General features: G+C 25.2%; 19 protein-coding genes. 8 read left to right on the top strand and 11 right to left on the bottom strand.

Going from position 1 to position 24,601, the window contains the following annotated elements:
- Window positions 1-5 precede the first annotated feature (5 nt).
- Together EXC36_RS03230 and EXC36_RS03235 are read left to right on the top strand one after the other, a co-directional pair.
- Window positions 6-3,668 (top strand): lipoprotein 17-related variable surface protein, encoded by a 3,663-nt coding sequence (locus tag EXC36_RS03230; RefSeq protein ID WP_129690405.1) that lies wholly within the window; start codon window positions 6-8, stop codon window positions 3,666-3,668.
- A 508-nt stretch (window positions 3,669-4,176) separates the two neighbouring features.
- Complete coding sequence (locus tag EXC36_RS03235; RefSeq protein ID WP_223212154.1) at window positions 4,177-7,857, top strand: lipoprotein 17-related variable surface protein; 3,681 nt, start codon at window positions 4,177-4,179, stop codon at window positions 7,855-7,857.
- Between the two features lie 209 nt (window positions 7,858-8,066).
- Here EXC36_RS03235 and EXC36_RS03240 read toward each other — a convergent pair whose 3' ends face one another.
- Window positions 8,067-8,696, bottom strand: coding sequence for a hypothetical protein (locus EXC36_RS03240; protein WP_010925453.1), 630 nt, complete (start codon window positions 8,694-8,696; stop codon window positions 8,067-8,069).
- 10 nt (window positions 8,697-8,706) lie between these two features.
- Window positions 8,707-9,096, bottom strand: a complete 390-nt coding sequence (locus EXC36_RS03245) for a hypothetical protein (RefSeq protein WP_010925454.1) — start codon at window positions 9,094-9,096, stop codon at window positions 8,707-8,709.
- 528 nt (window positions 9,097-9,624) lie between these two features.
- On the opposite strand from EXC36_RS03245, the gene EXC36_RS03250 reads away from it, so the two are divergent.
- Window positions 9,625-10,827, top strand: a complete 1,203-nt coding sequence (locus EXC36_RS03250; protein ID WP_041363864.1) for an IS3-like element IS1138B family transposase — start codon at window positions 9,625-9,627, stop codon at window positions 10,825-10,827.
- 55 nt (window positions 10,828-10,882) lie between these two features.
- Here the strand turns inward: EXC36_RS03250 and EXC36_RS03255 are convergent, their stop codons facing one another.
- The 5 genes from EXC36_RS03255 to rpsT form a co-directional block, all read right to left on the bottom strand.
- A complete protein-coding gene (locus EXC36_RS03255; RefSeq protein WP_129690409.1) occupies window positions 10,883-11,512 on the bottom strand; it encodes a hypothetical protein in 630 nt (209 codons plus the stop codon).
- A 10-nt stretch (window positions 11,513-11,522) separates the two neighbouring features.
- Window positions 11,523-11,912, bottom strand: coding sequence for a hypothetical protein (locus EXC36_RS03260; protein WP_010925454.1), 390 nt, complete (start codon window positions 11,910-11,912; stop codon window positions 11,523-11,525).
- Between the two features lie 495 nt (window positions 11,913-12,407).
- Window positions 12,408-13,040, bottom strand: coding sequence for a hypothetical protein (locus EXC36_RS03265; protein WP_010925455.1), 633 nt, complete (start codon window positions 13,038-13,040; stop codon window positions 12,408-12,410).
- A gap of 10 nt (window positions 13,041-13,050) precedes the next feature.
- Entirely contained in the window at window positions 13,051-14,697 is a 1,647-nt protein-coding gene (locus EXC36_RS03270; protein ID WP_041364196.1) for a S8 family serine peptidase, read from the bottom strand.
- A gap of 169 nt (window positions 14,698-14,866) precedes the next feature.
- Complete coding sequence (rpsT, locus tag EXC36_RS03275; protein WP_010925457.1) at window positions 14,867-15,136, bottom strand: 30S ribosomal protein S20; 270 nt, start codon at window positions 15,134-15,136, stop codon at window positions 14,867-14,869.
- Window positions 15,137-15,374: 238 nt separating this feature from the next.
- Between rpsT and ruvA the strand changes: the two genes are divergently transcribed.
- Together ruvA and ruvB are read left to right on the top strand one after the other, a co-directional pair.
- A complete protein-coding gene (ruvA, locus tag EXC36_RS03280; protein ID WP_010925458.1) occupies window positions 15,375-15,968 on the top strand; it encodes a Holliday junction branch migration protein RuvA in 594 nt (197 codons plus the stop codon).
- Window positions 15,946-16,893 (top strand): Holliday junction branch migration DNA helicase RuvB, encoded by a 948-nt coding sequence (gene ruvB, locus EXC36_RS03285; RefSeq protein WP_010925459.1) that lies wholly within the window; start codon window positions 15,946-15,948, stop codon window positions 16,891-16,893. The genes ruvA and ruvB overlap by 23 nt, the downstream gene beginning before the upstream one ends.
- A 35-nt stretch (window positions 16,894-16,928) precedes the next feature.
- Here ruvB and secDF read toward each other — a convergent pair whose 3' ends face one another.
- The 4 genes from secDF to EXC36_RS04075 all read right to left on the bottom strand — a co-directional run bounded on the left by secDF (window position 16,929) and on the right by EXC36_RS04075 (window position 21,763).
- Window positions 16,929-19,544 (bottom strand): protein translocase subunit SecDF, encoded by a 2,616-nt coding sequence (secDF, locus tag EXC36_RS03290; protein WP_041364199.1) that lies wholly within the window; start codon window positions 19,542-19,544, stop codon window positions 16,929-16,931.
- Between the two features lie 122 nt (window positions 19,545-19,666).
- Window positions 19,667-20,128 (bottom strand): YhcH/YjgK/YiaL family protein, encoded by a 462-nt coding sequence (locus EXC36_RS03295; RefSeq protein WP_010925461.1) that lies wholly within the window; start codon window positions 20,126-20,128, stop codon window positions 19,667-19,669.
- 109 nt (window positions 20,129-20,237) lie between these two features.
- Complete coding sequence (locus EXC36_RS03300) at window positions 20,238-21,350, bottom strand: APC family permease (protein WP_129690411.1); 1,113 nt, start codon at window positions 21,348-21,350, stop codon at window positions 20,238-20,240.
- Window positions 21,344-21,763 (bottom strand): amino acid permease, encoded by a 420-nt coding sequence (locus EXC36_RS04075; protein ID WP_129690413.1) that lies wholly within the window; start codon window positions 21,761-21,763, stop codon window positions 21,344-21,346. The genes EXC36_RS03300 and EXC36_RS04075 overlap by 7 nt, the downstream gene beginning before the upstream one ends.
- A gap of 159 nt (window positions 21,764-21,922) precedes the next feature.
- Between EXC36_RS04075 and EXC36_RS03310 the strand changes: the two genes are divergently transcribed.
- From EXC36_RS03310 to EXC36_RS03320, 3 genes are read left to right on the top strand one after another with little or no spacing between them, the layout of a single operon-like run.
- A complete protein-coding gene (locus EXC36_RS03310; protein ID WP_050780384.1) occupies window positions 21,923-22,618 on the top strand; it encodes a PHP domain-containing protein in 696 nt (231 codons plus the stop codon).
- Between the two features lie 24 nt (window positions 22,619-22,642).
- Window positions 22,643-24,310 carry a hypothetical protein gene (locus EXC36_RS03315; RefSeq protein WP_129690415.1) on the top strand — a complete coding sequence of 556 codons (1,668 nt, stop codon included), beginning with the start codon at window positions 22,643-22,645 and terminating at the stop codon, window positions 24,308-24,310.
- A complete protein-coding gene (locus tag EXC36_RS03320; protein ID WP_010925465.1) occupies window positions 24,297-24,596 on the top strand; it encodes a hypothetical protein in 300 nt (99 codons plus the stop codon). Before EXC36_RS03315 ends, EXC36_RS03320 begins: the two co-directional genes overlap by 14 nt.
- Window positions 24,597-24,601: the final 5 nt, after the last annotated feature.

Consider the following 24,601-nt stretch of genomic DNA (forward strand, 5'->3'; position numbering starts at 1 on the left):
GTTGTATGAAGCTAAAAAAAAGTGTAATAATATCTATTATTGCTGGTGCACTTACAGTTGCTACAATAAGCGCAATTGGTATTGGTGTAAAAGTAGCTAGCGATAGAAGAAGTTCTCCTCCAATTAGGCAAAACATGGATGATGTAAAAAGACCCCAAAGCCCTGAAAATGAAACAATCAAAAATATAAATCATTTAGAAATAAAAGAAAAAGCAAGAGTTTTAAAAGATTTATTGGCCTCAGATTTAAAAGATCCAAAACTTTTAAATTCAGAAAACATTGATTTAAAATTTAAAAACTCATCAATTAACAAACTTGATGAAAAAATAAAAATAACCTATGAACTTATCACAGGAAAAACAAATAATGTAAATGACGATGAAGGTAGCTTAGTAGTTAGGGCTAAATTCCAAGTTGATAATCAAGAAATTGTTAAAGATTTAAAACTAATTGGATTTAAAACTTTAATCCAAAGTATTAAAGCAGGTGATTTAAACTTTAAAGTTTCAAATAAAGATCAGATTTTAGCAAGTGAGCTTTTAAGTTCAAACCAAAATGTTGCAACTAAGTCACTAGAGCTAAAAAACCAAAGTAAAAAATTAGATCTTAATAAATATAACCTAACATATGAAAAGATATATTTCAATGATGTAACAGCTAGTGCAAAAATTAGAGTTAATGCAAAGCTTAAAACAAATGAAAATATCAACAATAAATTCGAATTTGTTATAAATGGTTTTAAAAAATATGTTATTGCAGATTCATTAGAAGCTAAATTTACTTTAGTTAAAAAAGATATAGCAATTGAAGAGTTAAAAAGAGTTGTTACTGAAGCTTTTAAATCAAAAACAACTCAAGAGGCTTTTGCTAGTCTTAAAAATTATTTAGACATAAGTCTTCCTGAAGGCTTAGATTTTTCTTTTGTTTCAATTGAGACAAAAAATGATGATCCAGAAAGTGCAATTTTAACCTACAAACTAGTTATTAAAAACTTGCATAGCGGTAGTCAAGCAAATCCTAGTTCAAAAAACGGAGTAGTTGAAAGTAAGTTAAAAACTTTTGAAATAAAAAGATCTCAAATTCAAGAAGAGCAGCCAAAACCAAAGCCAAAACCACCCGAAAAAGATAAACCTAAAGAAGAGAAACTACCAGAGAAAAAAATGGATAGAGTTTCTAAAATTGAATTAACTCAAAATTCAGTGTTAAAATCAATTTTACCTTCAAAGGTTAACAATAATCAATTAACTTCATCTAATATAAGACTATTAAAAAATGATGGTGAATTTATTTTACCTTATGGAACAAGTCAAAAATTTGAAATTCTAAAGGCAGATGATGTCAACGGTATATTAGAAGTTAAACTTAGTCTTTCACAAGGTGAAAAAGTAATTGAAACAAAAACTTTAGAATTACAAGGGCTTTTAAGTGAGTTAGACTTTGCAAGCCAAAGTGATTTTAGTGTAATTGAAATTGAAAAAAGAGCACAGCTTAATATTGGTAGAATAGCTTCTAAAACAAATGAACTTGAAAAGCTTATTATTTTAAATCCCAAAGCAAAATTCAAAATGGAAAATTATGATAAAACTTTTTTAGTCTCTTATATTAGTGATAGACGCGGAAAAATAATTTTCAAAATGACTTTATCTACAAAAAAAGGAAATAAATCAAAAGTATTTAACTTTGAAATTGATGGATTTTATAGATATTGAAATACTCCAGAAATTTTAATGCATCTTGAAAATCCTTATAAATTAACAGTTCAAGAAATGATTGATGGATTTTCAAAACTAAGAAAAGGTCATAGCCCTAGAGAAGCAGCTGATAAACTAAAAGAGCTTTTTGTTGAATTTGTTCCAGTAGGTTATGAATTTTACTTTGTTGATTTTAAAGCCAAAGCAAATGCAAAAGATATTGGTGTTTTAACTTACTATTTAAAACATTTAAAAACTGAAGATGAAACTGGTCATATCCAAACTGAAGTTCAAGGATATGATCCACTTCTTAAAGCTATTGAAAAATCTTTAAATAGTATTTCAAAAATTGAACTTGATGCTAATGGTCAATTAAAAAACAAACTTGCAACTGAATTTGAAGAAAACCAAGTATTAGATAGCAAATACAATAGTGAATTTAAACTCTATGATAAAGACAACAATCTAATTACTCCATTAGAAGGAGTAAACTCTTTCTACAAAATACATAATAATCCTGATTATGATCTAAAAGAAGGATCAATCAAAATTGAGTTTCACTATAGTAAAGATGATAAAAGCGGTAGAATAAGTAGAACAGTTACTGGTCTAAAAAAATTTGATGCTAGCTTATTTGATGTTGCTATAAAAAATGAATTTAAATATGCCAATTATTTTGGAGTATTAAGAGGAGCTAAAGAAAACTTTAAATTTTTAGAAAATTCACTTGAAACTCGAATTTTTAATCTTAATTTTAAAGATCCTAAAATAGGCCAACAAATTATAAAACACTATAGTTTTAGTGTTTCAAACCTTCAACAAAAAACCATTGAAGGTGATGCAACCATTGACGTTAAAGTTTTTCAAAAAGGACAAAGAGAGCCTATTTTTTCAGCTAACAAAGCTTTTGATGGTTTTAAAAATTTTGAATTTTTTGAAGCTTCAGGACTTTGAAAAGATAGATATAAAATAGAAAATGAACAAGAGCCTAACAATCATACAGTCTTTTCTATACAAACTTCAACCATCCGTGAAGATTTTATTAAAAGAATTGATTATATTAGAAACATAAATAATTTAGAGGCTCTTAGTGCTTATTTATTTAGCTTAATAGATCCTGTTCATTTGAATGGAAATAGCTTTACATATTTAATTAGAACTAACAATCTAGGTTCAAAACAACAAAATAGAGGAGCTCATAGATTAGACTATACAAGTGAAAGTGGAGAACAATTTAGAATTGTTCATAATTTAAATATTCGAGGTTTAAATCAACAACAAAAAAAGGAAAAAATAAGACAAGAAATATTCAATTATTTTAAAACAGCTGTTTTTGCAATTAGAAAAGACTTTTCAATAGATGCTCTAAAATTTGAAAGCGGATTTACATCTCAATGAACTTTAAGTTCAAATCCTTCTAAGGCAAAAGTTGATTTTCTTAAAAAATACTATGATCTTTACATTCCTAGTGGATATGAATTAACTATTGTGCGTGGTGATTATTTATGACCAATACAATATGTTCATGATAAAAAAATCTGACAGGGTAATGAATTTACTGATTTTGAACTAAATTACACATTGAAAAAAGACGGAAAAGCCATTAAAGGTCAAACCATTTTAACTTATGCTAAAAAAGTATATTTAAGAGCTCCACAAAAAAATGGACTAAATCCAGTATTTGTCAAAGCTGATTTTATAAAAAAATATAATGACAATGTTTGAAGATGAGCATTGCAACACTCAGTTAAACAAATTAAATACCGAGACAATAAAGATCAAATTTTCTTCGTTGATGTTCATAAAACAGATCAATGAGGATATGGAAAAGATAATTCTGTAACACTAAGACAAGAATTTAAAAAAGATGGAAAATGAATAAAAAACAAAGTTAAATTTAAATATGTTGATGGAAAGATCCAAATTGAAGGAGATCATCAAATTGATGGCTTAGTTATTTTAGAACCAAAAAAATAAGTCCCTATTTTAGATTTGTCTTTAACTTAGGGTTTTAGATTTATTCTAACAAGCATATTTTAGTTTTATTAAATTTTTGATTTATTTTCCATCCAAGTTTTTTATCCATTGAAATCAACTTTTATGAAAAACTAGCTTATTTTTCTCAAATAATTTTGTTTTTTGCTTTTTTTAAAATTTTTGGCAATTAACTTAAGAATAGAAAAATAAGTCGAAATATGCTCTGTTAAGTAAAAACTAAAAAGCAAAAAAAAGCAATAATTTTATGCAAAAACAAGGCTTATAAATTAACCAATGTCTCTAGATAAGATCTTGTGACTTTTAAAAATTTATTATTTTGTATAATTTTAGTATATTGAAAGGAATTTTATGAAAATAAAAAAAGCTATTTTGATAAGTGCCATAGGAGGTTCTGCGGCAATCGTGGCCTCGGGTTCTGGTATAGTAACTTGAAAGGTTTTAAAAGATAAAATATGAATCTTCTTTATCAGAAAAATTAAGTGCTGAAATACAAGATGTCAAAGAATTAGAAATTAAAGAAAGTGCAAAAGATTTAAAAAATTTATTGCCTTCTCAAATAACTGATTCAACTCTTTTAACTAAGGACAATATTAACATAAAATTTTTAACTGACACAGATACTCAACTTGATGAAAAAATAAATGTTTCATATAAATTAATTTCTAATGAACAAAAGCAAGAAGAAAATAGTCAAAGAAATTCAAACCAAAATCAAAATGAAAAATTCGCAAATGATGATGAAGGTACTTTAAAAGTTCTGGTTGAATTTTCATATAACGGAGTACCCGTTACTAGAGAAGTTAAATTACATGGTTTTAAAAATACAATCCAAAAAACTCAATCAAATAATTTAAACTTATCTCTTTCTAACAAAGAGCAAATTCACCCTAGTGAGCTTATTGATTCTAATCAACAATTAGTAACAACTAATTTTGAACTAAAAAGTTTGTTAGAAACTTTAGACATTGAAAAATATAAAGTTCTTTATGAAAAAGTTTATGTAAATGACATTGATGCTGAGGCTAAAATTAGATTAACTCTACAACTTAAAACAAACGAAAATATAAAAAATTCATTTGAATTTGTTTTAAAAGATTTTAAAAAATACAATCTAGATGATTCTTCACTTAAAGCTAAGATAAATTTAGTTAAAAACGACCTAAGCATTGAAGAGCTATTGAACATTACATCAAAAGGCTTTGGAGCTAATAAAACTGAAGATGATGTAAATAAGTTAAAAGAAACTTTAAATATTGATCTTCCTAATGGATATGAATTTGAGTTTGTCTCACTTGCACCAAAAGCAAATGATGCTTCAGTGGGTCTTTTAACTTACAAATTAGTTAAGAACAATTTAGATAATGGAACTAGTGAAAATCCTAATTCAAAAAACGGAAGAATTGAAACTAATACAATTGTTGAAGAAATTACAAATTTATCTCTTAAAAAGAATGACTCTAAAGATGAGCCTAAAAAAGATAACTCTAACACAAATTCTAAAGATGAGCCTAAGACTGATGAGCCTAAGGTTGAAGAGCCAAGAGAAGATGAGCCTAAGACTAATCCAATGAGTGATTCTAAGGATAAACCTAAGATCGATGAGCCTAATGAAAAACCTAAAGACCAACCTAAAACAGAGCCTAAAAATGAACCAAAAGACAAACCTAAGGTTGAACCTAAGGATGAAACATTAGCTATATTTGATAAAATTTCTAAAATTGAACTTAAAGAAAATTCTCAACTAAAACAAAAACTTCCTTCACAATTCAAAGAAAGTGATCTAAATCTAAGTAATTTAAAAGTTTTAGTAAGTGATGATAAAAATAAATTTTCAGAGCTTTCTTTACCACAAGGATATTCAATTAGTTTTAAACTTGCTTCAAATAGTAACAATGATGAAGGAACTTTAGATGTTAAAGTGATTGTTCAAAAACAAGGTAAAGAAGTTAAAACAAAAGAATTAAAATTAACAAATTTATTAACAGAATTTGAATCATTAAAAGAATCAGATTTTCAATTAGATTTTTCGAATAAAAAAGATAGACTTGCTAGCTCTGTTGTTATGAATGACAAGATAATCAAAGAAAGTCTTGTTGTAAAAAATAAAACTATAGAAAATTTTGATTTTAACAAATATGATATTTCTTACTCAGTTAGTTCTCTTGATGAAGTTAATGGTAAGTTAAAAATTAAAATGACAATTTTTAAAAAAACAAAAGATAGATTAAAAGAATTTTTATATGAAGTTGTTGGATTCCAATTAGGAATAACTAATAAAAATATTTTAATAAGTGTAAGAAATGATAAAAAATTATCAGCTGATCAAATTATTAGAGAATTCTATTACCTAGGAGACAATGCAACTCCTGAGCAACAACTTGAAAAATTACAATCTCTTTTTTCAGTGGCCATTCCCGATGGACTTGAATTTGAGTTTATATCTTTTAAAGCAAAAGCTAACTCTAATGATAGAGGTATTTTAACCTACACTCTAAGAAACAAAAAAACAAATGCAAGATCAGGAAAAATTAATGTTGAAGTTAAAACACATAACATAATTGATAGTTACTTAGCTCAACATGTTCTTGAAGTTAATGAAATTGCTTTAGAAAATGACTCTCCATTTAAAAACAAATCAATTAATGAACTTTCACCAAATCAAATCCTAGAAAACATTACCTTATTTGATAAAAACAAATCTATAATAACTCCTGAAAAAGATATTCAAGTTAAATATAAAATTGCATCTAATCCTCAATATAATCTAAAACAAAATTCTATAAATGTTGAAGTTATCTTTGAAAAAAATGGTCACTCACAAAAAGTAACAAGAGTGCTTAATGGATTTAAGAAATTTGATGCTTCATGGTTTGATGTAGTTGCAAAAGGAAATATTTTAAAAGACAATCCAAGAGATATTAAACAAGATAAAACACATTTTAAATTTATAGCTAATACTTTTGGTACAAAATCTTTTTATTTTAAATTCCAAAATAATCAAACAAGTAAAGAGCTTTTAAAACACTATAATGTTTCAGTTGATAATATTGAATATAAAAATGTAGCAGGTGAAATTCACTTTGATGTTAAATTCACTAGAAAATCTAACTCAAGCAGTGAAACTAATATTGTAATAAGAAAAGTCTTTTCAGGATTTAAAAAAGATCTTATTTTCACAGACTTTGAACAATATGACGATGAAGATACAAGAGAGCATAGATCAATTGCTATAACAACCAAAATGCCAAGAAATCAATTTATTCAAAAAATTGTAGAAGCTAGACAAAACAATGACTTAGATGCTTTGGTTGATTACTTTACAAATTTAATAGCTCCTTTTAGAATTTCAAATGAAACCCTATCATTTTCTATAAGAACTCAAAACATGGGATCACCTAGAAAAAATAAAGGTGCTCATAGAGAAGATATCGCTGATCAAACAGCTGAGCAATTTACCATTTTACATAGACTAAGTAATCTAGTTACAAATAAAGAAAAAAACATTAGAGATCACATAAGAGAATGACTTAATGAAACAGTTTTTGCAATTAGAACAAGCCATTTAAAAACTTCTGAAGAATTCAAAAATGAGTTCTTAGCAAAAAAAACTTCAAGTGAAAGAATTGAATTAATTAAAAAATACTACGATTTATACATTCCAGAAGGTTATACTCTTAACATCTATAACACTCATAATATAACTTCACTAAAATATAAATATGATAATCAAGTTGAAAAAGAAAATAAATTAAGTGACTTTGAGATCTTATATATAATTACCAAAGGTAATAAATCTTCACAAAGAAAACTAATTTTAAACTATGGACAAAGAATTTACTTTAACCATCCTAAAGCAAATCAGCTAAATCCATTATTTATCAAAAGAGACTTTTTGAAATACAAAGATGAACATTGAAAATTTGATTTACAAGGTGCTCTAAAACAAATTAAATATAGAACATATAATAAAAAAGTATTTTGAATTGATCTTGATAATAGAAGAGACAGCTGAAATCAAACTGATGATAATACTTGAACTCTTAATATAAGTGTTAGAAATCATTGATATGAATATAGAAAATACTTTAAAGTTCACTTTAGATATGTAAATGGAGAAATTCATATTTGAGGTGATCACCCTCTTGATGGAATCTTATTAGCTAGATAAAAACTTTGAAAAACAAAAAAACTAGTTATTTTACATGACTAGTTTTTTTGTTTTTTTTTTTTTTTTTTTATTATTATTATTATTATTATTATTATTATTACCCATTAGTCTTAATGAACTTTAGATTTTATTTGTAAACACTGCATTTCATATGTTAGTTTAATAAAAAACAACAACACATATTAGTGCTGTTGTTTTTAAAGGTGATTTTAGTCAATATACTTAATTAATACTTCATTAACTTGATCACTTGGTACCTGGTCACTTTTATCAAAAATCAATAATCAGTCAAAATTTTCTTCTTTAATTGCTTTATTAAATGAATCTCTTATACCATCCCTTTCTTTTTGGATAGTTAATTCAATGTTTCTAGTACTTTTATTATAATTTAATTGTTTTATTATAGGACTTTGATATCTATCATAACCCCCTAAATAAACATGGTAACCTCGAAAATAAAATAAGCTATGTTTTTGAAAAAAATTTTCATCAAAATTTTCAATATTTGGTTTTCCTGGAAAAAGTTTTTCAGGAAAATATTTTCTAAATTTTTCCATCGAATCAATGAAAAAAGCATCACCTGTTTTAAGATGTTCAATTAACTGATCTTTTGTTATATGTGGATTTTCATTTAAAAAGAAATTAAAATCTTTTTCTTTATACTCTGATCTACCCCCTTCTTTTCGAATGCTTTCTCCATACATACTATGACTAGAAATTTTGATATTCTTGAATGTATTGCTTTTGACTTGGTTTGGATCACTTTGACACGAAACAAAAGCTACTAGTGATAAAGGCAAAATGGTTAGTGATAATAATATTTTTTTAAATTTATTCATATTTTCCTATCTATTGTATGCTATAAGAAATAGCTAAATCATAACTTTGATTTCTAGACATTTTTTTGTATTGTTTTACTTTTATATCATATCAACCATCTTTTGTTGCATATAATGAAGCAACCTCAATATTTTTGTTTCTAAATGTAGAAACTTTATTTAAAGCCAAAAATACAAAATCAGTAAATTTATTTTTAATTTCATTTACAAAATATTGCTTGTTTTTAATTGCAATTGTAATTTTCAAAATATCATGTCTTCTATATTTTTCAACAAGATCATTGTAATTTTTTAGAATATTTTTATCTACAACATCTTCATTAACTTTTACAACTTGATGTTGCTTTGGAACAAATGCACCAAGTGTATTTAAAGATAAATTTAATAAATCTAGTTTCATAACTAACCCCTTATTTTTTATACTAAATTAAGTCTTGTTTTAAGCTTAAAAATTTAATAAAATAAATGATAATTAAATTATAGTTTAAATAATTTGTTATTGTTGATTTGAGTCAAAAAATAAGGAAAAAATAAACACAATTTATTATTGCTACTTGTTTTTTATTAACACATTGCTCTCAATGGCCTTTAGTAAATTTATCAAGAATAAATTTTGAAACTTTTTAAAATGAAATTATCTTTAGATTTTATTTGTGTGCACTACATTTGATTTAGTTTTGAATTATTTAAATTTTTAATTTAGCAAGTTCAATTTTATTAAAATTAATAATCATGTTATAGTTCTTCTCTATAAGAATACAAAAGAAAATTTATAAATTAAATTAATTATCTCGAAAATAAATTAACTAACTAAAAATTTAAAAAATTTAATATTAACAGTTAGTTTAATGAAAAACAACAACACATATTAAACTGGGACAAAAAAATAAAAAACACTTTTTAAAATATACTTTAAATAGGAGTGTTTATGAAACAACTAAAACCAGAACAATGAAAGAAATGATTTTCATTATATGAAGAATTTTATGATGGAAAAATTAATATAAAAAAATATATATTTTTAGTAAACAAAAATATTGGTAAAGATTGAAAAAATACATATGTAAAATCTTGATTTTTCAAAAAATATTCTGCTTTTCAAAAAGATGAACAATCTTTAATTTCACAAACTGGCAAATCTACAGCTAACAAAAAAAATAACGGTAGACCACCAAAAAGAAAAGAAGTTAATGAATATACAAGAGAAGAATTAGAAGAGATTGTTAAAATTTATAGAATAATTTTTGATGACATTAGTGAAAAAGAAATTCGAAAAAAAATTAAAGAACATAAAGATAAAGAAAAAATATTAACTAAAATTTCATGAAAAGAATTTCTCTTTTCAAAATCAACATATTATTCTTGAAAAAAACCTAAACTTGCAGAGCCGAAAAAAGATCAAGAAATTGAAGAAATTATTAGAAAATCATTTCATGAAAACAAAGGTATATTTGGTAGAAAAAGATTAGAAATTTATATTCAAAATAAATATAAAAGGTATATAAACTATCGAAAAATAGGTAGAATTTTGCTTAAATTAAATCTTTTTTGCAAAATTAGAAGAGCAAAAAGAAAAAATGAAATTAAAAATCTTAATACTAAATATCAAAATCTAATTCAAAGAGACTACAATGGCAAATTTAACAACATAGTTGCCACTGATGTAACTTATATTCCAAGCCCCAAAGATGCAATTAACAATCATGTTTATTTATCGATTGCAATTCATCATCAAAGCAAGAAAATAATTAATTGAAATCTAAGTAAAAGAAATGATGTTAAGTTAGTTTTAGATCATATTTCTAAAATCAAATTTGATAAAGAGTGAATAATTCACTCAGATCATGGAAGTCAATATTCATCAAATCAGTATAGTGAAATTATTAAAGAAAACAATGGGATAATTTCAATGAGTAGAATCGCAAATTCACTTGATAATCGAGAAGCAGAATATTTCTTTTCAAATATCAAAAGTGAGTGCTTAAATGATCTAAAAATTTCAAAATTATCATTCAAAGAATTGCAAGAAATTATTCAAAATTATATTGACTGATACAATAATGAAAGATTACAATCAATCTTAGAATGAAAAACACCTCAACAAAGCTGAGATGTTCTAAGTGTTTTTTAAATAGTCACTTTTTTTGTCCTAGTTTATATTAGTGTTGTTGTTTTTAAAGGTGATTTTAGTCAATATACTTAATTAATACTCCATTAACTTGATCACTTGGTACTTGGTCACTTTTATCAAAAATCAATAATCAATCAAAATTTTCATCTATAACCGCATCATTAGCTGAGCTTCTTATACCATCTCTTTCTTTTTGAATAGTTAATTCAATGTTTTTAGTACTTTTATTATAATTTAATTGCTTTACTATAGGCCATTGATATTTAACATAAGCCCCTAAATAAACATGATAGCCCCGGAAATAAAATAAGCTATGTTTTTGAAAAAAATTTTCATCAAAATTTTCAATATTTGGTTTTCCTGGAAAAAGTTTTTCTGGAAAATATTTTCTAAATTTTTCCATCGAATCAATGAAAAAAGCATTACCTGTTTTAAGATGTTCAATTAACTGATCTTTTGTTATATGTGGATTTTCATTTAAAAAGAAATTAAAATCTTTTTCTTTATACTCTGATCTACCCCCTTCTTTTCGAATGCTTTCTCCATACATACTATGACTAGAAATTTTGATATTCTTGAATGTATTGCTTTTGACTTGGTTTGGATCACTTTGACACGAAACAAAAGCTACTAGTGATAAAGGCAAAATGGTTAGTGATAATAATATTTTTTTAAATTTATTCATATTTTCCTATCTATTGTATGCTATAAGAAATAGCTAAATCATAACTTTGATTTCTAGACATTTTTTTGTATTGTTTTACTTTTATATCATATCAACCATCTTTTGTTGCATATAATGAAGCAACCTCAATATTTTTGTTTCTAAATGTAGAAACTTTATTTAAAGCCAAAAATACAAAATCAGTAAATTTATTTTTAATTTCATTTACAAAATATTGCTTGTTTTTAATTGCAATTGTAATTTTCAAAATATCATGTCTTCTATATTTTTCAACAAGATCATTGTAATTTTTTAGAATATTTTTATCTACAACATCTTCATTAACTTTTACAACTTGATGTTGCTTTGGAACAAATGCACCAAGTGTATTTAAAGATAAATTTAATAAATCTAGTTTCATAACTAACCCCTTATTTTTTATACTAAATTAAGTCTTGTTTTAAGCTTAAAAATTTAATAAAATAAATGATAATTAAATTATAGTTTAAATAATTTGTTATTGTTGATTTGAGTCAAAAAATAAGGAAAAAATAAACACAATTTATTATTGCTACTTGTTTTTTATTAACACATTGCTCTCAATGGCCTTTAGTAAATTTATCAAGAATAAATTTTGAAACTTTTTAAAATGAAATTATCTTTAGATTTTATTTGTGTGCACTACATTTGATTTAGTTTTGAATTATTTAAATTTTTAATTTAGCAAGTTCAATTTTATTAAAATTAATAATCATGTTATAGTTCTTCTCTATAAGAATACAAAAGAAAATTTATAAATTAAATTAATTATCTCGAAAATAAATTAACTAACTAAAAATTTAAAAAATTTAATATTAACAGTTAGTTTAATGAAAAACAACAACACATATTAGTGTTGTTGTTTTTAAAGGTGATTTTAGTCAATATACTTAATTAATACTCCATTAACTTGATCACTTGGTACTTGGTCACTTTTATCAAAAATCAATAATCAATCAAAATTTTCATCTATAACCGCATCATTAGCTGAGCTTCTTATACCATCTCTTTCTTTTTGAATAGTTAATTCAATGTTTTTAGTACTTTTATTATAATTTAATTGCTTTACTATAGGCCATTGATATTTAACATAAGCCCCTAAATAAACATGATAGCCCCGGAAATAAAATAAGCTATGTTTTTGAAAAAAATTTTCATCAAAATTTTCAATATTTGGTTTTCCTGGAAAAAGTTTTTCTGGAAAATATTTTCTAAATTTTTCCATCGAATCAATGAAAAAAGCATTACCTGTTTTAAGATGTTCAATTAACTGATCTTTTGTTATATCTGGATTTTCTTTTAAAAAGAAATTAAAATCTTTTTCTTTATACTCTGATCTAGGTCCTTCCTTTCGAATACTTTCTCCATACATACTATTATGACTAGAAATTTTGATATTCTTGAATGTATTGCTTTTGACTTGGTTTGGATCACTTTGACACGAAACAAAAGCTACTAGTGATAAAGGCAAAATGGTTAGTGATAATAATATTTTCTTAAATTTATTCATATTTTCCTACCTATTGTATGCTATAAGAAATAGCTAAATCATAACTTTGATTTCTAGACATTTTTTTGTATTGTTTTACTTTTATATCATATCAACCATCTTTTGTTGCATATAATGAAGCAACCTCAATATTTTTATTTGAAGATGTAGAAGATGATCTTATATTTTGGTCAACTTCACTTTCAATATATAAGTCAAAATCATGAACTATTGGTTTTTCAATATTATTTGTGGGAATTCATAAGTTATATCAATGACTATCTTGTTCAAATTCATTTTTGAAATTTCACGCTAGTGCTGCTTTTAATTTTTGACCTTTTTTTAGATAAACGCTATGTGTGACTATTTTATCCTGAGACATTAAGTGATCATCACTACCTTTAAATTCAATATATTTTAAATTATCTAAAGATTTTTCAAGATTAGGAATATTTAAAACTCCAGCTCCCATTTTTTCATCAATTCCATCTTGTTGAGTTGATGAACTAGATAATGCCGAAAGACTAATTAAATTATCTAAACCTTTTTTATAAATTTGTTCTTTTTTGTTCATTAAACTTGCAATTACTCCAGCTACCAAAGGAGAAGAAAAACTAGTTCCAGATAGAATTGGAACTGGAGTAGAAAGTGTTACACTTTTACCACCTGAAAAAGAACCATAATTACTATAAGATGCAACTTTAGAAAAATCATTGTGATCCAAAGCTCCTACAACTATTGAATTATATGATAATTTATTTTGCTGCAAGTTGTGATCCTTTTCCTTATATATAGCATCATTTCCAGCTGAAGTAACAATTGTAACTTCATTATTTTTGTTATTTTGCAATTGATCAAGATAATTTGCATATTCATTATATTTATTACCTGGCCCAAGGCCAAAACTCATATTAATAACCTTTACTCCATTAGACATTAATCATTCAATTTCTTGTGATATTCCATTTCAATTAAATCTTTTAATACCATATAATTTTATTCTTTCGTTAACTCCTTTATAACCCCCTGCAACAGAAGCTACATTTGTAGCATGTTCTCCAAAAGTATTATTAAATCATCAAAATCTTTCCTTGTTTGTGATTCATTCTTTATCAAATAATAGTGGATTTGGAGATATTTTTCCATCATCATAAATTCCCAACTTAACATTTTGCTCACCTGTAGAAAATTCTCTTCTTTTTTCTTCTGTTAGACCAACATAATCATAAGCTCGTTTCCTTTGTAAATATTCATTGTCAAGACCAATAAAAATTTCCTTAGAGGGAATATTTCTTGAAAATTCTACTTTTTCTTCAGAAATTGGAAAAATATTTAGAGAATAAAAATTTTTAATTTTTAAGATCAAACTTAAATTTTCTAAAATCTTTTCCTGTCATCCTTTATTTAAAGTCAAAAATACAAAATCAGTAAATTTACTAACATAAATTTCATAATCACCTTGAAATTTATTTTTAATTTCGTTTGCTAAATATTGCTTGTCTTTAGTTGCGATTGTAATTTTCAAAGTATCATGTTTTCTATATTTTTCAACAAGATCATTGTAGTTTTTTAGAATATTTTTATCTACAACATTTTCATCAACTTTTACAACTTGATGTTGGTTTGGGACAAATGCACCAAGTGTATTTAAAGATAAATTTAATAAATCTAGTTTCATAACTAACTCCTTCATTTTTTAAGTCTTATCATTTAAAAAAATAAATGATAATTAAATTATAGATTAAATAATTTGTTGTTGCTAATTTTAGTCAAAAAAATAAAGAAAAAGGAAGCACAAATTATTATTGGTGCTTGTTTAATATTAGTTATTCAAAATAATTAAAATATTAAGCAGATTTCATATGTTTGTTAAAAAACAAATCAAGTCTTGAAGATTTTCTTAAAGCAGTATTTTTGTGAAAAACACCTTTAGATTTTGCTTTATGAATTTCATGGTGAGCATCACTGACTAATTTCTTGGCATTATCTGAGTCTTGAGTTATAGCTAATTTAGCCTTTTTAATAGAAGTTTTAACTCTTGATTTAATCATTGAGTTTCTCTTTCTTGCCTTTTCCATTGTCTTGATACTTTTAATTTTTGATTTTATATTTGCCATAATTTTCTCCTTTTCTTCAAAGTAAATGCTGCTTAAATTAATAATTGCTGCGTTATTATACAATAAATATGAATGAATTATCCAACTTATTCAAAAAATTATTTTAATATAAAAGTTTAAATTTTTGAGAAAAAAGATCTAATTTTTCCTAAATTATTTTTTTTATTGAAAAATTTTGAATTTTTAGCTATTTATAGTTGTAAGACAATTAAAAATTTAAAAATTCAAGGAGAACAAAATGCTTTTATATAGATTAGGAAAAATTATACATGTAAATAAAAAATACATAATTTTTGAAAGTGACTCAGCCGGTTATACAATTAATATTACACGAGCTGAAAATTTTGAAAAAGATCGTACTTTAAAGCTTTATATTTATGAGCTTTCAAATGAATATCAAAAAACCCTTTATGGTTTTACTCACTTTAAAGAAAGAGTTCTTTTTGAAGATCTAATTTCAATTAATGGAATAGGTCCACGTATTGCATTAATATTATTAAATGATGGATGAGAAAAGATTGCTTCATTGATAGCAAATGGAAACTGGGAAACTCTAAGTAGATATCCATATATTAATGTCAAAAATTGTCATCAGATAATTTTTGAATTACAAAACAAATGAGCTAAGTTTCTTGAAAAAGATGAAAAAGTTCCTAGTGCAAATATTCAAAACATCTCGGATGCAACAGAGACTTTAAAAATGCTTGGTTTTAAAAGAGAACAAATTAAATATGCTCTTGAAAGTGCGAATTTACAAGATGATGTTGAAACACTAGTTGAAAATGCAATTAAGAAAATATCAACTGTAAATGGCAAAGAAGCAAGAAATTAGACCTAAAAATTTTAGTGATTTTGTAGGTCAAAACAAGTTGAAAAAGCTACTAAAGGTAATGATTAGCTCAGCACAAGTACAAAATCGTCCTTTAGATCATATTTTGTTTTATGGTAATCCCGGAACAGGAAAGACTTCTCTTGCTAGCATAATTTCAAATTCTTTAAATTCAAGAATTAAATATGCTCAAGGTAATCTTTTAGATAAAAAAACTGATATATTAACTCTTTTTGCTTCAGTAGAGGAAAATGACATTATTTTTGTTGATGAAATTCATGCGATCAACAAAAATATTGAAGAACTTTTATATTCAATTCTTGAAGATTTTGTAGTTGATATAGTAATAGGAGTTGAATCAAATAGTAAAATAATGCGTCTTAATTTAAAACCTTTTACATTTATAGGAGCTACTACTCAAATAAATAGAATTTCAAAGCCATTAAGAGATCGTTTTGGTTTGATTGGCCAAATTTCAAACTATCAAGTTGAAGATATTGAAAAAATTATAAAAAATAATTCTAAAAAGCTTAATATCCAAATTGATGAAAAAGCTACTAACTTAATAGCACTTTATTCTCAAAACATTCCTCGTCTTGCAATTAATTTACTCAAAAGAACAAAGGATTTTTGCATTTATGAAGAGTGTCAAATTATTGATTACAAATTAGTTAATAAAACTTTAAAACAACTAGGAATTTATGAAAATGGCCTAAATGAATCACAAGTTAAGTATTTAAGGTCTTTAAGTGAGACTTTTTATAAAAAAGCTGTTTCTCTTGATCTAATTGTAGGTTTTTTATCTCTTCAAAAAGAAACTATTATCTCAGAAATTGAACCGCTTTTAATTTCTAATAATTTAATTGTAAAAACACCAAGAGGAAGAAAAATAACTCAAAAAGGAATTAGCTATTTAGAAAGAATATAAAAAGCTAATTTCCCATCGAAAATTAGCTTTTGAAATTAAGAGACAAAATCATTTATTCCATTGAATGTTTGTTCTTCAACAAAACCAACACTTCAAAAGTTATTTGCTTTTCTTCTTCTAATCATCTTTTGTCTAAAGGTTTCTAATTTCACAAATAATCATGAAGCTATAAAAATAGATGAATAAGTTCCTGAAATTAAACCTACAAATAGAGCTATATTGAAGTTTACTTCAGTTGATCCTCTAAATGATAGAAGAACAACTATGGTAACTAAAGTAGTTATTGTTGTAAGCATTGACCTTTTAATAGTGTCTTTAATGGCTTTGTTGGTAATATTGATTAGCACTTTTTGATCAATTTTTTGGTGATAGTATTCACTATGCATAATTTCTTTGATTCGATCAAAAGTAACAATTGTATCGTTAATTGAATAACCAATAATTGAAAGAATAGCAGCTACAAAGATTGGTGAAATTTCTAATCTAAATATTATAAAGAAAGCAATTACAAAGACAATATCATGTAAAAGAGCAACAATTGCTGCTATTGAAAAAGTTCATTTTAATCTAAAAATTGTATAAAGAACTATTCCAACAATACCAATAGAAATTGAAACTATAGAATTTTTAACCAATGAGCTTGCTTCATTTGTTGAGACTATAAAAGGAGTAGAAGAGATATTTGAAAAAGTTTTTGAAACTTCTTGGATTATGTAGTTAATTTGATCTTGATCAAAAACTTGTTTTGTTTGAAGAGAAACTACATAATTGCTTCTAGCTTGATTTTTAGCATTGATAAAAATATCTTGAGCTCCACTTGTAATTAAGTTTTCACTTCCATTAGCCGTGTTTTTTAAATTTACAAGAGTATTTTTAATTTCTTGAGCTTCAGCTAAAGATAAATTATCAATTGAACTTTTTTCAAAGGAGATATTTGTTCCACCTTGAAATTCTAATGATCTTTCAAAACCTGACAAGAAATTTCCATTGATTCCAGCAAAAATTGAATAGATAATTATAGCTATTAAAACAAAGACTCCAAAGAATAAAATAAACCATTTAGAAAGTTTGAAATAATTTAATTTTTCAAAAAATGTAATTATTTTTTTCTCTTTTGTAAAGAAGCTTCTACCTACACCAATTAAATAAAGTCTATTGTCAAAGAAGCCTGTTCCTATTAATAAAGAAGTTGCCATTCTAGTGATAATTAACATCACAAACAAAATAAATATTATCGAGAGAATAAGTGAGATGCTAAAACCTCTAATGAGCTTTGTACCAAAGTAAAAAAGAATTCCACTAACAATTAAAGTAGTTATGTTTGAGTCCAAAATTGTTGAAAGAGAGAATCTATGAGCATTTTTAGTAGCTTTTTTTAGACTATCTCCATATTTGAGTTGCTGTTTAATCCGTTCAAAAGTAATAATGTTGGCATCAACTGACATACCTATAGCTATTACTAAAGCCGCTATTGTAGCTGGTGAGTATTCTCCATTTAATCAAGTAAAAACAGTTAGTGAAAGGAATATGTAAAGTCCAATGGACAAAGAGGAGGCTATTCCAAGAACACCATAGTTGTAAATCATAATTAGAGCAATTACAATAAATGAAATTATTCCTGCAATAATGGCATAGTTAAATGATTGAGTTCCTAAAGTAGCATCAACAAATCTTGAAGATAAAAGCTCTAAAGTGTAATCACCTGAACCAAAGTTTACATCAAGGGCAAGTTGTTTAGCTGAAGAGGCAGTTAAATTACCAGTAATTATAAAAGTTTCGGCATTAAGAGCTTGTCTAACATTGGCCTCTGAAAGAAGAAAACTACTTACATTAAGGCGACTTTCTCTTTTAGCATTAGGAATAAGTCTGTTAACTCTTCTATCTATTTCAAAAGGTCTATTGCCATTAAAGACAAAATTGTATGGTCTTTGTCCTGAAGCTTCTCAATCAGCTGCATTTTCTGCTAGTTGACCTTTTTCTACAAGTCCTTTAAGATCAAGTCAAAAAAGTAAGGTTGGAATTCTACTTTTTGAAATATAGTCAGTTGCTTTGGCAAATTCTGTAATTGCATCTTGATTTTTTAGTCCAATTTGTACTATTGAATTACCAGGTCTTGAAGGATCAGGTAAATCTCTAGCTGAGGATTCTTTAATAGGAGCTACATATCGATGTCACTCAATTTCTTCAGGTTTTGAATAGTCAAGTCTTATATTAGGATTAAAAAATCCATCTTGGAAAATAGGATTAGAATTAACATCAGTTAAGATTAAAGAAGGTTTTTTGACAATTGAATCTTCAAATTTCTTTTTATCATCATCTGAAGAAACACCTGTACTACTAATTCTAATTTTACCCCCACCTTCAACACTAACATTTGAGCCATTGACACCAGCTCCACCAGTAAGTCTTTGATGAAGGGAATTAGAAACTTGAGAAGTTAAATTTTCATCAGCATTTTCACCTTTGGCATTTCTAACTTGAATTAGTGATTCAATTCCTCCACCATAGTCAATTGATTTATTAACATTAGGAGCAACATACAAACTTGAACCAATACTTACAGATAAAACTGTGGTTATGGTAATTAAAAAAACAATAAATCATCGTTTAGGGTTAGTTAAACTAAATATTTTTTTAAAAAATTCTTTCATGTTCAACTCCTCTAAAACTTAAAATTAAAATAAATTACATTTTAAAAATAACGAACATTATTTTAACACAAGAAAATATATGTTCGTTACACAAAATCACTATAATAAAAAGTTAAATTTTTTTATTGACCCATTTTAATTTTAAAAATAATTTTATCCATTATTTCATTTTCGCCAATCATTTTAGGCCCGTGAGCTTCTCCTGGAAAAAAGAAAACAAACTCATTAGAATTTAAAGAAAGTTTATTTCTTGTAGTATCTAAAGCATAAAGTTTAATATCAGCTGCTGTGTCAAATTCTTTTTTAAGATTTTTTAACTCTTCTTCTTGAGCATAGTAAATATCTTCTCTTGGATCTACAACAATATGTAAATCAGCATATTTTTTGTGAACTTCATATAATCCACTTTCAAGATTGTAACCATCCATTTTAACTTTAACTACAAAAACATCATCATTTTTTAAAAGAGTTTTTCCTTCAACAAGCTTATCAAGAGAATTTTCTTTTAATCAATTTATAACAAAATCTAAATTTGGGTGAATATTTTTATAACGATTTAAATTATTTAATTTATCAACTATCATATTAGCTCCTTTTTCTCATAAAAATTTTATATAAAATTAAATAAAAAATTTTCAATTGAATTGAAAATTTCTCTTTTAATATGGAAAAATAAATTTTTTTTCATAAAAATTAATTTTTTGTGGAAATATAATTCTCTTTTAAATTATTTTTATTTAATTTTGATTCTTTTCTAACAGAAATTAGCGCTGGAATAATTGAAACTAACAAAATTATCAAAAGAATTACAAGTTTAATTATTGAAGATTGTTGATCTTTTCCTTCCAATATAAATATATTTGCAACTGATACAACAAATATATAAGCAAATGTTGAAAAGAAAAATACAATTGTAACAATAGCTGTTGGAATAAAATATTTTTTCTTTGCAGTTTTAATTTTTTTAGTTTTTCTATTTATTAAAGCTCCTAGAATAGTTACAGTAATAATTGAAAATAATAAAAATGATGAATAATTTGTTAGAACATCAACAAAACTATATAAATAAGTGCCAGTTCCATATTGTCCAAGATCTCAAGTATCTATTCTGTAGGCAAGAATAGCAATTAGTCCAAAAACTATAAAAAATAAAGTGCTTGATAAGAATAAATAAATTCATGAAACAAAAAGAGTTTGTTTTCTATTTTTAACATCTACTTCTTGTTTCAAAATGATTTTGTAGATAAATTTGTGTAAAAATCTAAACTCATTTGCTTCACCTTGTTCATATAATCCTCTAAGTTGATATGGTGAAGAAAGAGCAAGAGAGTTAATAATTCCTAAAATTCCAATAGCTATACATGAATTAAAAAATGCAAATAATCTAGCGTTTTCAGGTTTTTCTAAAAATGAAATAGTATTAATTGTTCCATCATTTGAACCATAATTAAAGGCAACAGTAATTAACATATAAATAACAGTGATAATGGCTAGTCCAATTACAGTTGCCATTCCAATTTTCTTTTCTGCTTTAGGACTTAGCTCTTCTTTAATATTTGAAATTGCATAAAAATTGTCATAAGCAAAGGTAATAGCAGGAAGACCAGCAATAATAATTAATCACTTACTCATTCCTGTAATTCCCACTTCAGGCTTAATTTGTTTTTGTAAAAAAGTATTACCAAGTTCCAAATCAGCAAAAACAAAAGCTATAACTGGTAAAACAAAAAGAGGAACTACTTTAACAATTGTTGTTATTCATTGAGCAACTTCACCAATTTTAATTGATATTAAGTTGATTACCATGAAAATAAGAAAATTAAAAAGGCAAAAAGTAGAACTAATCAACCATTTTTTAAACTAACTCCTACATCAACAAAAGAAGAAGTAACATAAATGGTCATCGTAAATAAAGAAACTGGAATAAAAAATCACTTTTGATAATTTAAACTAGCCTTGTGGAATCATTTAGGACTAAAAAGGAGAGTCCATTCTAGGGTTCCTTTATTAGTTTTTTGGGCAGAAAAAAGTTCAACTATAGCAAGACCCATTGCAATAATTCCAATTAATGAAACAAACCAAGCAGATAGAACAAAGGCCAATTCACCATGAGCCATTCTTAGTAATTCTCTATTTTTGAAAAATATCCCAGCACCTATTGTTGATCCTACAACAAAAATAATTACTGACAAGTACGAAAATTGTTTCACTTTTTTCATAACACTCCAAAATTTTCCATTTGCTAATTTCTATATTTAAACTCATATATAATGATTTAAGAATTAAATATATTTAATTCAAATTTAAAAATAGTTTTTTAATTATCTCCAAATTATTAAAAATTTATTAAAAAAATAGATAACTTAAGAATGAAAAATATGAATGATAAAAAAATAAAAATTGACCTTCACCTACACTCTCCATACTCAAGCACAAATGGAACAAAAATCAAATGAACTTCAGAAGAAGAAGCCATCAGAATTTTAAAGGACAATAACATTGCACTAGCGAGTTTTACAGATCACAATACCTTTAATTTTGATTTTTTTACTAGAATTCAAAATTTAGCATTGGAATATAGCCCTAAAGTAGTTTTTCTACCAGGAATTGAAGTTGATTTAGTTAGAAAAGATGGTAAAAAGGGACAATCAATTTTTATTTTTAACCCAAAACAAGATTTAATAAAGCTTCAAAAACACATCAAGAAAATTGCTAGAAAATGGATGTACACTTATCAAGAATTTTTGGATCAACTAAAAGATTTTGATTTTTTAGCAATTCCTCATATTGGGAAAGGATCAACTGAAGATTTTTTGAAACAAGAAGACATAGAATCTTGTCAAGTTGATGCTTTGGAAGTGACAAATTTAAATCATACAAATTACAAAAAAATAATAAAAAGTAACCCTAATTATTCAACAGTTGCTTTTAGCGACACTCATGCATGGAATAAATATCCTCAACATACAAAGCTAATAACAATGATAGAAGGAGATCCATCATATGAAAATTTAAAAACTAAGTTACTAGAAAGGAAAAATTTTGTCAAACAGCCTCACAAAGAAAGTGAGTAAAAGCAATTAGAAAGTGAAATTAGTATGATTAATAGCATTACAATAAAATCAAAGAAAAACAATGAAGAAAAGGAAATAAATTTTGGAAAAATAAATATCATAGTTGGAGAAAAAGGGTCGGGAAAAAGCACTCTTTTCCAAATTTTAATTTCCCATTTTTTAAAAAGTCAATGCTATCCTTTAGTGGATTTTTTGACAAAAAAGAATATTAATATTAGTACTATTAAAATAGATGATGAAGAAATTTCACTAAGTGATTACACAAAAGTAAAACAAGGTGATTTTGATAAAAAAGCTGATAAGTTAAATTTTATTAGTCGTCAAAATGATGAGATAAAAACAAAACTTGATAATAATAAAACCATTAAAAAACAACATGAAAATAGTTTAGATCAATTTGTTGATGAAATCATTGAAAAAAATAGTTTATCTCTAGTGGATAAATTAAAAGAGTTCAAAGAAAAAATAGATTATTTTAATCAAAAAAGTCAAGAGATAAATTGACGAAGTTTTTGGGAAGTAAAAAATCCAGCTGATAATATTCGTTTTGATCCAGAAAAAATTGACTATGACAATGCTAAGGAAATTGGTAAATTAAAAAATAAAATTGACGTTAATGAAAAACTAATTAAAGAAAGCAAGGCATATATAAACATATTAAAAAATAGCAAAAAATTTTATGAAAAAGAAAATAACAAAGCTAGCTTTCCTTTTATAGAAGAAGAAAAACAAATTGTTTTATCTATTGAAGAAAATATTTTAAAAATTGAAGAGTTAATCAAAAATTTAGAAACATACAACAAGAAATTAAATTTAACTAGAATTGTTCTTGATTTATTTAAAAGAAATTTTATCATTCAAAAAAATGAATACAAAAAAGAGAAAAATGAATCAGAAAAAAATAGATTAACCTCTTCGAAATTTGAAAAATTTTTTAAAGAACAAGCAAAAATTCTAGTTGGAATTAAAAAAACATTTAATGAAATAGAAGGTTATATTGATCAAAAAATAGATCTAAATTTAGAAGAGAAAAATACTGATCTTTTAACCTTTAAATTAGAAAGATTTGTTTTAGATGAAGAAAAAATTTTTGATTCCTTTGGGATATTTTTATATAAAACAGGTCAAACAGATAAAAGATTACATAGTAATTGAATGCTTAAAAATAAAGGAGATAAACAGAAAAAAGTAAACAATTGAAAAGATGAAGCTGAGAAAAAAATTATTGATTTTTTTGTAAAAGATCATGTTCATATTTATGCAGGAAATAAAAAATATGAGAATATGTCTCCAGGAGAAAAATCAATATTTGGTCTTAAATATAAAATGTTAAAAAATGATCAACAATATTTATTTTTAGATCAACCAGAAGATAATTTAGACAATCATACAATTAAAGAAGAAATAGTACCTTTATTAATAAAAGCAAGAGAAGAAAACAAGCAAATTTTTATAGTTACACATAATTCAAACATTGGAATATTAGTAAATCCAGATAAGGTAGTAACTACAAATATCCATGAAAATGATATTGATAAAATTTTTTCAGATTCTAAATCTATTAAAAATAAAGAAGGAGAAGAGGAAATTTTAGAAGTTTACTATTTAGAAGGTGGAGAAGAAGCGATTAAAAAAAGAATGGATTACATAAAGAAAAAAGAAACTATAAAGGAAAAACATGATTCAAATTAATATAGATTATAAAAAAAGACAAGACCAAGAAGATAATTTTGAAATTATTATTAGCTTATCAAATAGTAAAGATGAAATTGTAATAAATGAAAAAAATGTAGATAGTTGACAAAAAGATAAAATTAATGATTTTTTAATTAAAATATCAACAATAGATGCATCAAAAATAGAGCTTATAACTCCTAATGAAGAGACTTTGGCATTGAGTCCACATTTAAAATTTGTTTGCAAGCTTTTTAGAATTTTTATAGATAACTATAAACTTGAGTCTCAAAAATTATCTTAAATAAA

Origin of the sequence: Mycoplasmopsis pulmonis (genome assembly GCF_900660575.1) — a bacterium.
GTDB lineage: Bacteria > Bacillota_I > Bacilli_A > Mycoplasmatales > Metamycoplasmataceae > Mycoplasmopsis_B > Mycoplasmopsis_B pulmonis.